Origin of the sequence: Serratia sp. Ag1 (genome assembly GCF_000743355.1) — a bacterium.
In the GTDB taxonomy this organism is placed as follows: domain Bacteria; phylum Pseudomonadota; class Gammaproteobacteria; order Enterobacterales; family Enterobacteriaceae; genus Chania.
Window position 1 is genome coordinate 65,887 of sequence record NZ_JQEI01000030.1, and the last position, 11,985, is coordinate 77,871.

Genomic DNA, 11,985 nt, shown 5'->3' on the forward strand with positions numbered 1-11,985 from the left:
AACGGTTCACTCGACGTGCTTATAACCTGATACAGCTTAAATGCACGTTCTGTTTTGGACCTTACGATCCCTTACAAGGAACCTCTAAAAACGGATGAACCAGCATAATTGTCTAGAACAACCGCTTTTAGAGACTCCCTCTTAGAATGTGCGCCGGGAAAGCCCCGGCGCAGCATCTCATCCCAATTATGCGCCGCGTTGCAGTAGCATAGACTTGATATGGCCGATTGCACGCGTCGGATTCAAGCTCTTAGGACATACACTGACACAATTCATAATGCTATGGCAGCGGAAAACACTAAAAGCGTCGTTCAGATCATCCAAACGTGCTTCTGTTTCCGTATCACGGCTATCAATCAGGAAGCGGTAAGCTGCCAACAGGCCTGCCGGGCCAACAAACTTGTCAGGATTCCACCAGAACGACGGGCACGAGGTTGAGCAGCAGGCACACAGGATACATTCATACAAACCATCCAGTTTAGCCCGCTGATCTGGCGACTGCAGGTGCTCACGCGCAGGAGGATTCTTGCCATCGTTCAATAAGAATGGCTTAATCTTTTCATATTGGGCATAAAATTGCCCCATATCCACCACCAGATCGCGCACGACCGGCAACCCTGGCAACGGGCGAATCACGATCTTGCTGTTACCTTTGCTCAACGACGAGACGGGGGTAATACAGGCTAAGCCATTTTTACCGTTCATGTTGAGGCCGTCTGAACCACATACCCCTTCACGACAGGAGCGGCGGAACGACAGGCTCGGATCTTTTTCTTTCAGTTGGATTAACGCATCCAACAGCATCATGTCCCGCCCTTCTTCCGCTTCCAGGGTGTAATCCTGCATATGCGGAGCGGCGTCAACGTCCGGATTATAGCGATAGATAGAAAATTCAAGTTTCATCGATCAAGCTCCGCAATTAGTAAGAACGCACTTTCGGCGGGAATGCCGCGCGCAGTTTCGGCTGCATATTGACTTCACGACGCGTCATGCTTTCCGATTGCGGCAGATACAGCGAATGGCACAGCCAGTTGGCATCATCACGCTCTGGGAAGTCGAAGCGGCTATGTGCGCCACGGCTCTCAGTACGGAAGTTGGCCGATACGGCGGTGGAATACGCAGTTTCCATCAGGTTATCCAACTCCAGGCATTCAATACGCTGAGTGTTGAATTCGCTGGAGGTATCATCCAGGCGTGCATTCTTCAGACGTTCACGGATCACTTTCAGCTCTTCCAACCCTTTAGCCATTGCATCACCTTCACGGAATACCGAGAAGTTGTTCTGCATGCAGGATTGCAATGCTTTACGGATTTCGACCGGATCTTCACCAGAACGAGTGTTATTCCAACGGTTGAGGCGATCCAGCGACGCTTCTACATCAGAATCGCTGGCATCACGGCTTTCACCCTGTTCGGCCAAAGACTCCTGCAAATGCAACCCAGCAGAACGACCAAACACCACCAGATCCAGCAACGAGTTGCCGCCCAGACGGTTGGCACCATGTACCGATACGCAGGCAATTTCACCAACGGCAAATAGCCCTGGGATCACCACGTCTTCGCCTTTTTCGTTCACGGTTAATGCTTGGCCGGTCACTTTGGTCGGGATACCACCCATCATGTAGTGGCAGGTTGGGATAACCGGGATAGGTTCTTTCACCGGATCGACGTGAGCAAAGGTACGGGACAATTCCAGAATACCCGGCAGGCGGGATTCCAGAACGTCTTTACCCAGGTGATCCAGTTTCAGTTTGGCATGTGGGCCCCATGGACCATCGCAGCCACGGCCTTCACGGATTTCAATCATGATTGAACGGGCAACCACATCACGGCCCGCCAAATCTTTGGCATTAGGTGCGTAGCGCTCCATGAAACGTTCACCGTGCTTGTTCAGCAGGTAACCCCCTTCACCACGGCAACCTTCAGTGACCAGAACACCTGCACCAGCGATACCGGTTGGGTGGAACTGCCACATCTCCATATCCTGCACCGGCACACCGGCACGCAATGCCATCCCCACACCGTCACCCGTGTTGATGTGCGCATTAGTGGTGGATTGATAGATACGGCCCGCACCACCGGTTGCCAGGATGGTGGCTTTAGCTTTGAAGTACACCACTTCACCGGTTTCAATACAGATAGCAGTCGTACCAACCACCGCACCATCCTGGTTTTTCACCAGATCCAGCGCGTACCACTCAGAGAAAATGGTGGTGTGGTTTTTCAGGTTCTGCTGATACAGCGTGTGCAACAAGGCGTGGCCGGTACGGTCAGCGGCAGCGGCGGTACGTGCAGCCTGTTCGCCACCAAAATTCAGCGATTGGCCGCCAAACGGACGCTGATAAATGCTGCCATCATCCAGACGGGAGAATGGCAGGCCCATGTGTTCCAGCTCCAGAATCGCTTCCGGGCCAGTTTTACACATATATTCGATCGCATCCTGGTCACCGATATAATCGGAGCCTTTCACCGTATCGTACATGTGCCATTCCCAGTTATCTTCGTGGCTATTACCCAAGGCTACGGTGATACCACCTTGTGCAGACACGGTATGGGAACGGGTCGGAAATACTTTAGACAAAAGGGCACAAGTTGAACCCGCCTGGGAAATCTGCAGCGCAGCGCGCATACCTGCGCCGCCTGCACCGATCACAACTGCATCAAACTCTCTGACTGGCAGTTTCATTTAAGCACCCCACACTACGATTGTTCCATACAGTAAATAGACCAGCAACGCGACAACGATCGCCAGTTGCAACACCAGGCGCAACGCCAATGGCTTGATATAGTCCGTCAGCACCTGCCACATTCCAACCCAGGCGTGAACCAGGATGGATAACAGCGTCAGCAAGGTGAATACTTTCGTAATAGAGGTGGCAAAAAAACCACGCCATATTTCATAGGTGATGTCTGGAGCGGTGACGACAAAGCCCAGGATATACAGAACATAAAGGGTAATGACGATAGCGGAAGCACGCAGTAACAACCAATCGTGTACGCCGTTGCGCCCTAATGCAGAAACGTTGCTTACCATACGAGGACTCCAGCCAGAATAGACAGCACGACGGTCAGGCCGAACGCCACTTGGGCAGAACGGGTACCTGCAGCTAAACTCTCTTCGACATAGCCAAAATCCATTAACAAGTGACGGATGCCACCGCAAATGTGATAGGCCAGCGCAGTGAGGATCCCCCAGAAGACGAATTTCACGAAGAAGCTATTCATGATGGAGGCAGCTTGCAGGAATCCCTCTTGAGAGGAAAGAGACAAACCCAACAGCCAGAGAAGGATACCTACGGCAACGAAGGTAATTACGCCAGAGACTCGGTGTAAGATGGACGCTATCGCAGTTACAGGAAACCGGATCGTTTGCAGATCCAGGTTGACAGGTCTTTGTTTTTTCACGTTTTTGCCCACACAGCTCTTATTATTTTCGTTCCTCCGGGCCTGGGCGGGGATCAGACAGCGTTAAGAGCCAAAACCCTTACACGTCACGCGCTCAAACATCGACTTCCATTGTGCTCAAACGGCGCGTAGTTATAACGCTGGGTGCTCCTACTTCAGGGTAATCCGGAGACCTGGCGGCAGTATAGGAGGATCACATTCTTATTACAATTCCCATACAATCCCTTTGGGGACATTTCCCTCGAACAGTGATTCAGATCACGATTTTCACATTTCACACTAAATTAATTATCTGATTTGACAAGAGATCAACATTTCAATTACAAATAGGGTAGCAATCGGTCCTATGATGCGCTACCAGTCTACAGATACACTTCCCCCTATGCTTAAGTTATGCAACAGTGTGTCTCGTTAGCATTTCAGACATATCGTAGGCAGTAATTAAAAAATAACGAATCCCGAAGAATCGTTAGCAACTGGCAACCCATCTCGCTTGCCGGGTCAGCCCTCTGTACTCAACTCGCACATTTGCGCAGTCGCTCACAGAGTTAGCGCCCGCTCCATTTTATTGCGGGCAACCAGCCGAGATTTAAGGTATTTCAGTTGTTAGAGGTTTTTAAAATAAGGCGCTAAGGAGACTGTAAATGACTGATAAGAAAGCGACGCTAAGTATCAATAACGGCGAAGCTCCGATCGAACTGGGCGTGCTCACCCCAACACTAGGCCCCGATGTCCTTGACGTGCGCACCTTGGGCTCCAAAGGTTATTTCACATTTGATCCCGGCTTTACTTCTACCGCTTCCTGCGAATCCAAGATCACTTTTATTGATGGTGATAAAGGTATTCTGTTGCACCGCGGCTTCCCTATCGAGCAGTTGGCAAAAGAATCTTCTTACCTGGAAGTGTGTTACATCCTGTTGTACGGCGAAGCCCCGAGCAAAGCAGAATTTGAAACCTTCAAAACCACCGTGACCCGCCACACCATGATTCACGATCAGATTACCCATCTGTTCCGTGGTTTCCGCCGTGATTCACACCCGATGGCAGTACTGTGCGGCGTGACCGGTGCTCTGGCAGCCTTCTATCATGATGCGCTGGACGTCAACAACGAGCGCCACCGTGAAATTACCGCGTTCCGTCTGCTGTCCAAAATGCCGACCGTGGCGGCCATGTGTTACAAGTACTCAATCGGTCAACCTTTCGTTTATCCGCGTAACGATCTCTCTTACGCCGGTAACTTCCTGCGCATGATGTTTGCCACACCGTGCGAAGAATACGTGGTGAACCCAGTGCTGGAACGTGCAATGGACCGTATTCTGATCCTGCACGCCGATCACGAGCAGAACGCCTCAACTTCTACCGTGCGCACCGCTGGCTCTTCTGGCGCTAACCCATTTGCCTGTATCGCCGCCGGTATCGCTTCCCTGTGGGGGCCTGCGCATGGCGGTGCCAACGAAGCCGCACTGAAGATGCTGGAAGAAATCAAAACGGTTGAACACATTCCAGAATTCATCAAGCGCGCCAAAGACAAGAACGATTCATTCCGTCTGATGGGCTTCGGCCACCGCGTATACAAAAACTACGATCCGCGCGCCACCGTGATGCGTGAAACCTGCCATGAAGTGCTGAAAGAGCTGAACAAGAAAGACGACAACCTGCTGGAAGTCGCAATGGAGCTGGAGCACATCGCGCTGAACGATCCGTACTTCATTGAGAAGAAACTGTACCCGAACGTTGACTTCTACTCTGGCATCATCCTGAAAGCCATGGGTATTCCGTCTTCCATGTTCACCGTTATCTTCGCCATTGCCCGCACCATCGGCTGGATCGCACACTGGAACGAAATGCACGACGAAGGCATCAAGATTGCTCGCCCACGTCAGTTGTACACTGGCTACGCCGAGCGTGATTTCAAGTCACAGAACAATAAGTAAGCTTGTCGTTTCCGCTATACCAAGCCGCCCGTCTCAAGCCGGGCGGTTTTTTATTGGCTATTTCTGGCATCCAGGGCACCAATAAAATGGCCGTGATGAGAGGGCTGTTTTCTCGATCATCGCACCACACCGTGGGCAAGGTTCACCACTGCGATGGAACACGTTAAAACGGAACAGGCTGCCATGATGGCGATTATCATCCACTTGGCCTCGGGTGTGATAAGACAACCGGGGAATAGCGAGTAACGCCTGCGCTAATCGGTGCAACTCTGCTGCTGTTAACTCACACGGCTTATGCTTGGGTGCCAATTGCGCTTGCCATAAAATTTCGGCACGCAGATAGTTCCCCAACCCGGCCAAAAAGGCTTGATCGAGCAACATTCCCCCTAATTGCCGTTTGCAGAATTTGGCAGACAACAGCCGCTGTTTAACCTGCTCCAACGTTAATGCCATATCCAGCACGTCGGGGCCGATACGTTTCAAAAATGGATGCTGTTCAATTTCACCACGCGCTGCAAGAGTGATATCAGAAGCGCTATACAGCAAAATCGCCCAGTCCGCATTTCCCAGCCTAACGCGCAGATCGCGCTTGGTTTGCGGCGTCTCACCGGCTTTCACCACCTGCCACACACCGTACAGCTGATTATGGCTGTACATCGTCAAACCGTTGGAAAAGTCGGTTAACAAGGCTTTTCCCCTTGGTTCAATGGCGGTAATACATTCGCCCACTAAATCAGCCTGATAGTGCTGCAATTGGGGAAAAGCGAACCAGACTTCAGTCAACGGTTGGCCTATCATCACCGCTGCCAGTTTATCTGCCGCCCTGCGGATCTCCGGCCCTTCCGGCATACCCTACTCCTGTAACTGAAAAAGGCCCTGCGTACAGAGCCCTTGGATTTAAACTACGGGAACACGCCTTAATGCGTTGTTCCACCGACCACTTTCAAATCATCCTCAACCTGTAACGCGATCAAAATAGCCAACTCCAGTGCTAACAGCACGTTTTCAGCAGCCATACTGGGTTCACCAGGGTGGAATGCAGCCTGTTCCGGCAGATACGGAATATGGATAAAACCGCCTTTCACCGCCGGTTGCTCAGACAAACGATGCAACAGGCCATACATCACATGGTTACAGACATAGGTTCCGGCAGTTTGCGAAACCGAAGCGGGGATCCCGGCTTCACGCATTGCACTCACCATGGCTTTGATGGGCAATGTACTGAAATAAGCAGCGGGTCCGTGCTCAACAATCGCCTGATCGATCGGCTGTTGCCCGCGATTATCAGGAATACGCGCGTCGTCAACGTTAATCGCTACCCGCTCCAGGGTAATATCAACACGCCCGCCCGCTTGCCCGATCGCCAAGACTAACACCGGCTGCAGCTCATCAATGGCGGCATTCAACGCCGTTAGCGCCTCACCAAACACACAAGGCAGTTGGCGCGCCACCACACGCACACCGGCCACTTCACGCTCATCGAGTTGCTTCACCACTTCCCACGAAGGGTTGACCCGCTCACCGCCGAACGGCTCAAAGCCGGTAATCAGTACTTTTTGCATATCTGCACCTACAGGAACATCAGGAAATAAAGCAGGAAAACGTTCACCAACAGCAAAGTGACCCCGGTCGGGATCTGCGCTTTGATCACCGCATTCTTGTCCGGCAGTTCCAGCAATGCCGCAGGCACAATGTTGAAATTAGCCGCCATTGGCGTCATCAACGTACCGCAATAGCCGGAGAACATACCGATAGCCGCCATCACCGCCGGATTACCACCGTGTTGCAGCACCAGGATCGGGATACCGATGCCCGCAGTGACAATCGGGAAGGCAGCAAACGCATTGCCCATCACCATAGTCAGCACCGCCATACCAATAGCGTATACCGCCACGGCAATGAAACGGTTATCCACTGCCAAGTATTCTTGCGTCAGATGAGAAATCGCAGTGCCAACACCAGCAGTAGTGAACAAGAGGCCCAACGTAGCCAAGATCTGCGGCAGAATAAATGCCCAGCCGATGGAATCCAGCAAACGGCGCGCTTCCTGAATCGGCTGTAGGGCTTTTTCATGCGTCATTTTCACGGCAATAAGCAGGCCCAGCACACAACCGACCGCCATGGAGAATAATGTGATCAGGGTGGCATGATTACCGCTGCCAAACACCGCATTTTGCAATGCCGGAATATTGTTGAACAACAATACGCCGATAACCGTTACAACAGGGATGGCAAGAGCGGGAATAAACAGGCGGTTCCCCAAACGCTGCGCGCTGGCTTCGCGCTCTTGCGGGCTACGCTGATGATAACTGCCAAGGCGTACACCGCCGAAACCGGCAATCAACGCCATCACGACGACCAGCACACCGACCACTATGTGTAATTGGCGTTTGGCTTCTGCACCGCTGCCGAACAACCCGTAAGTCCAATCCCCTATCAGGAAAACCAAACCATACAGCGCCCAGAACAGGCCGGTAGTGATACGACGAGGATTGGCACGATCGCGGAACGACATCACCGCGACGATCAGTAATACAACACCGGCTAGCCAATAAAGATATTGTTGCTGGAAATTCATTTGCCATCTCCTTTCGCCTGCAGCGCGGCTTGATTGAGCTTGCTGAGTTCAGCAGTCAGTTGCTTATCCATGCGATACAGACGGAATGCGTGGATCAGGAAGGCAAAGATCGCTGTTGGGATCCCCCACAGCGCAATATGCAGCGGCTCGGTCTGAATACCACCCGATTCCAGCATAAAGTTATGCATGAAGATGATCGCCCCAAAAGCGACGAAAATATCCTCACCAAAGAACAGGCCGACGTTGTCCGTCGCGGCTGACATCGCTCGCAGCCGATGGCGCACGCGCTCAGGCAATTCACCATAACGGTTTTCTGTTGCGCCTTCGGCCATTGGAGCCAACAGCGGGCGCACCATTTGCGGGTGGCCACCCAAACTGGTCAGCCCCATTGCCGCAGTAATTTCACGCACAAACAGATAAACGATCAGCAAGCGCCCGGCGGTGGCACTTTTGATTTTAGCGATCCACGCCTGCGCGCGCTCTTTCAGCCCGTGACGCTCCAGCAGGCCGATAACCGCCAATGGCAACAACAGGATCAACGGCAAGTTGCGGGTGTTGATAAAGCCCTCGCCCAGCTTTTCCAGAATCACGTCTAACGGCATCAAGGCCGCCAGCCCGGTAACAATCCCGGCGACGATCACCACCAGCACCGGGTTGAAGCGCAAAACGAACCCAACCACGATGGCGGCAATCCCAATCAGTGGCCAGAGATTTACGGTTTGTTCCATAGTTTTTGTCCCTTCTTTTCTACGTTGTGTTTGCTGTGTTTCTTATTTTTATCTCAATACTCTTACTAATCCGCACTGACGCGGATCTGCTGCTGCCTGAAACTCTCGCGCAACTTACGGGCATACGCCAACGCATGTTCGCCATCGCCATGCAGGCAGACCGTTTCGGCCTGAACCGCAGCCCAGGTTCCTGTTACGGTGCGCACCCGATGATGGCGCACCATCTCGAGCGTTTGTTCCAATGCCAGCTCATCACTGGCAATCAGTGCCCCATGCTGGCCACGCGGTACCAAAGTGCCATCGGCCTGATAGCCGCGATCGGCAAACACTTCCTGCCACGTCGCCAAACCCAGCCTTTGCCCGGCACGAATCAGCTCGCTGCCTGCCAGGCCGACCAAGCGCAAGGTCGGATCCACCGCCAGCACCGCACGGGCAATGGCTTCAGCTAGTTCGGGCTCCACCGCAGCCTGGTTATACAGCATGCCGTGAGGCTTCACGTGCACCATGGTACCGCCTTCGGCACGCGCGATCGCCGCCAGCGCGCCCAGTTGATAAATCACCTGCGCATAGACCGTTTCCGCAGGCAACTGCATACGGGTACGGCCAAAGTTTTCCCGGTCGGGGAAGCTCGGGTGCGCACCGATAGCTACGCCATATTGCAGCGCCCAACGCACCGACTGCCGCATGGTTTGCGCATCTCCCGCATGAAAGCCGCAGGCGATATTGGCGGAACTGACCAGTTGCAGCAGCGCCTCATCATTAGCACAGCCTTCGCCGAGATCGGCGTTCAAATCAACGATCATGGAGCCCCCAGGCAATCTGTTGAATAAAGTGATCCTGCTCAGCCTTGGCGCGTTGCGCGTCAGCCAATGTGCAAGGGATAAAATGAATAGCTTCACCTAGCCGAACCTGCGCCAAATGGTAGAGATCGGCTTCGATCACGCAGGCAATACGCGGGTAACCACCAGTAGTTTGTGCATCGGCCATCAGTACGATCGGCTGGCCGTTATGCGGCACCTGAATGACTCCTGGCAACAACCCGTGGGAGAGCATTTCACGCTCGGTCGTTCTTGTCAGAGCCGTGCTGCCATGCAGGCGATAACCCATACGGTTACTTTGCGGGCTGAGCTGCCAAGCGGTGCGCCAAAAGGCATCCTGCGCTTCTTTGCTGAACTCTTCATACTCTGGCCCCGGCAGAGCCCGGACCCGGTTATTGAACAGTAACTGCTTCACACCCAGGCTGTTGACCGGTAATTTCTGGCTGTTGCCCAAGGGCAAAACATCGCCATCTTTCAACTGCCGCCCGCCAAAACCACCGAACCCCGCTTTCAGATCGGTACTACGCGAACCCAACATCTCTGGCACCGCAATCCCACCTGACAACGCCAGATAACTGCGCATTCCACGCTTAGGCATTTTCAGCGTGAGCTTTTGGCCTTTTTTGACCGGGTAGCGCCACCCGGTCCACAGAGAATTCCCCTCTAACTGTGCATCGCAACCGGCGCCGGTCAGAGCGATCCAACCATTTTGGCTAAACTCGGCGCTGAACTGCCCAAGCGTAATCTCCAAACCGGCAGCTTCCACCGGGTTGCCCACCAGCAGGTTGGCAATTTTCAGCGCAGGTATATCAAGCGCACCACCCTGACTGATGCCTAAACGCCGGAAACCGTTGCGGCCCAAATCCTGAACCGTGGTGTAAATACCAGCACGCAGAATTTTCAGCATACTCCCTCCTTCTGCGGCACGAAGCGCACATTGTCGCCAGGGCGCAACAACGTCGGTGGCATTTCATTGGGGTTAAACAGGGCCAGCGGCGTGCGGCCAATCAGTTGCCAGCCACCGGGCGTGACGAGCGGATAAATCCCCGTCTGGCCGCCCCCGATACCCACCGAACCGGCGGCAACCGAAAGGCGCGGCTCCGCACGACGTGGCATCGCCAGCCGTTCCGGCATCCCACCCAAATAGGTGAACCCCGGCTGAAAACCGAGAAAATACACCACATAAGCCCCCGAAGAATGGCATTCCACTACCTGCTGCGGCGTCATGCCCGTATATTGAGCCACCTCATCCAGATCGGGGCCATATTCGCCACCATAAATCACCGGGATATCCACCTCACGGGATTCCAGCACCAGGCTTTCGTTCCCTTCCCAGCCCTGCTGCAACAGTGCCAACATGGCTGCAGCATCCGCCTGTGGCGTATACAACAACAGCGTCAGGTTATTCATACCCGGGACCACTTCACGCACATCAGCATGGTGGTTTAGCTTTTCTGCCAATGCCCAAATTCGTTGCTGGCTCTGCAACGTAACCGGTGGTGCCAATTCAAGCACGACAGCTCTTTCCCCTAACAGGTAATATTGTGCTCGCTGCACCTTGTTCTCCTTAATTCATTACAAAACGCATCAGTTATGCGTGACAGCATTACCGCTGTCAATAGGAAAACCCTTGCCAAAATAATGGATTAGAATTTTTTAGGGTCCGGCTACGCGAACCCATAGGGGAAATCAGGCGGGATTCGGGATATCAATAAAGGTCACATCAAAGCCATGTTGCTGAGCCAACCACTCCCCAAGTGCCTTGATACCGCCGCGTTCGGTGGCATGATGCCCAGCCGCAAAAAAGTGCAGGCCCATTTCCCGCGCCGTATGGATGGTCTGTTCAGAAACCTCACCGCTGATAAAAGCATCAACGCCAAACCGTGCTGCGCTGTCGATAAAACCTTGGCCCCCACCGGTACACCAAGCCACTTTGCGGATACGTTCAGGCGAATTATCGCCACAGTGCAATACCGCCCGCCCCAGGCTGTTTTCAATACGCTGTTGCAGCTCATCAGCACTGAGCGATTGCTCAAACTCACCGTAGGGCAGCAAGGATTCAACCTCGCCCAACACGCGGATCCCGAGCATTTGGGCCAGTTGAGCGTTATTGCCCAGCAGCGGATGCGCGTCCAGCGGCAAATGATAGCCATACAGGTTGATATCATTGCTCAACAGCGTTTTCAGCCGATTACGTTTCATACCACGCACCGATGGCGCTTCGTTTTTCCAGAAATAGCCGTGATGCACCAAAATGGCATCCGCCTGATGTTCCACAGCGGCATCGAGCAGTGCCTGGCACGCCGTTACGCCAGTGACAATGCGCTGCACCTGCGCGCGCCCTTCCACCTGCAGGCCGTTCGGCGCATAGTCCTGAAAAGCGGCGCAGTTCAGTTCGGTATTGATCAGATTTTCCAGATCGAGGTTGTTCATTGTTTTCTCACTTTTTATACCCAAAATAATTCGAACGACTTGAAGTATGACGGGTGTATACCCTGTAGATTTCAAGACAATGGGTATGA

General features: G+C 53.3%; 13 protein-coding genes. 1 reads left to right on the forward strand and 12 read right to left on the reverse strand.

Annotated features, from left to right (window positions below; translation table 11 throughout):
* Positions 1-186: 186 nt before the first annotated feature.
* From IV04_RS18240 to sdhC, 4 genes are read right to left on the reverse strand one after another with little or no spacing between them, the layout of a single operon-like run.
* Positions 187-903, reverse strand: coding sequence for a succinate dehydrogenase iron-sulfur subunit (locus IV04_RS18240; RefSeq protein WP_037398240.1), 717 nt, complete (start codon positions 901-903; stop codon positions 187-189).
* Positions 904-919: 16 nt separating this feature from the next.
* A complete protein-coding gene (sdhA, locus tag IV04_RS18245; protein ID WP_037398243.1) occupies positions 920-2,686 on the reverse strand; it encodes a succinate dehydrogenase flavoprotein subunit in 1,767 nt (588 codons plus the stop codon).
* Positions 2,687-3,034 (reverse strand): succinate dehydrogenase membrane anchor subunit, encoded by a 348-nt coding sequence (gene sdhD / locus IV04_RS18250; RefSeq protein ID WP_037398246.1) that lies wholly within the window; start codon positions 3,032-3,034, stop codon positions 2,687-2,689.
* Entirely contained in the window at positions 3,028-3,417 is a 390-nt protein-coding gene (sdhC, locus tag IV04_RS18255; RefSeq protein ID WP_037398248.1) for a succinate dehydrogenase cytochrome b556 subunit, read from the reverse strand. Before sdhC ends, sdhD begins: the two co-directional genes overlap by 7 nt.
* Positions 3,418-4,049: 632 nt before the next feature.
* Between sdhC and IV04_RS18260 the strand changes: the two genes are divergently transcribed.
* Positions 4,050-5,339, forward strand: a complete 1,290-nt coding sequence (locus IV04_RS18260; RefSeq protein WP_037398251.1) for a citrate synthase — start codon at positions 4,050-4,052, stop codon at positions 5,337-5,339.
* A 57-nt stretch (positions 5,340-5,396) separates the two neighbouring features.
* On the opposite strand, the gene nei is transcribed toward IV04_RS18260, so the two are convergent.
* From nei to IV04_RS18300, 8 genes are all read right to left on the reverse strand, one after another.
* Positions 5,397-6,188 carry an endonuclease VIII gene (nei, locus tag IV04_RS18265; protein WP_037398253.1) on the reverse strand — a complete coding sequence of 264 codons (792 nt, stop codon included), beginning with the start codon at positions 6,186-6,188 and terminating at the stop codon, positions 5,397-5,399.
* Between the two features lie 68 nt (positions 6,189-6,256).
* Complete coding sequence (gene pcp, locus IV04_RS18270) at positions 6,257-6,901, reverse strand: pyroglutamyl-peptidase I (RefSeq protein ID WP_037398256.1); 645 nt, start codon at positions 6,899-6,901, stop codon at positions 6,257-6,259.
* Between the two features lie 8 nt (positions 6,902-6,909).
* Positions 6,910-7,917: a DUF979 domain-containing protein gene (locus tag IV04_RS18275; RefSeq protein WP_037398259.1), complete on the reverse strand. Its 1,008-nt coding sequence runs from the start codon at positions 7,915-7,917 to the stop codon at positions 6,910-6,912.
* Positions 7,914-8,645: a DUF969 domain-containing protein gene (locus IV04_RS18280; RefSeq protein ID WP_037398262.1), complete on the reverse strand. Its 732-nt coding sequence runs from the start codon at positions 8,643-8,645 to the stop codon at positions 7,914-7,916. Before IV04_RS18280 ends, IV04_RS18275 begins: the two co-directional genes overlap by 4 nt.
* 65 nt (positions 8,646-8,710) lie before the next feature.
* Positions 8,711-9,448 (reverse strand): 5-oxoprolinase subunit PxpA, encoded by a 738-nt coding sequence (gene pxpA, locus IV04_RS18285; RefSeq protein ID WP_037398264.1) that lies wholly within the window; start codon positions 9,446-9,448, stop codon positions 8,711-8,713.
* Positions 9,438-10,370 (reverse strand): 5-oxoprolinase subunit PxpC, encoded by a 933-nt coding sequence (pxpC, locus tag IV04_RS18290; RefSeq protein ID WP_037398266.1) that lies wholly within the window; start codon positions 10,368-10,370, stop codon positions 9,438-9,440. Before pxpC ends, pxpA begins: the two co-directional genes overlap by 11 nt.
* Positions 10,364-11,020 (reverse strand): 5-oxoprolinase subunit PxpB, encoded by a 657-nt coding sequence (gene pxpB, locus IV04_RS18295; protein ID WP_037398268.1) that lies wholly within the window; start codon positions 11,018-11,020, stop codon positions 10,364-10,366. The genes pxpC and pxpB overlap by 7 nt, the downstream gene beginning before the upstream one ends.
* 132 nt (positions 11,021-11,152) lie before the next feature.
* Positions 11,153-11,896, reverse strand: a complete 744-nt coding sequence (locus tag IV04_RS18300) for a type 2 GTP cyclohydrolase I (RefSeq protein ID WP_037398270.1) — start codon at positions 11,894-11,896, stop codon at positions 11,153-11,155.
* Between the last annotated feature and the right edge of the window lie 89 nt (positions 11,897-11,985).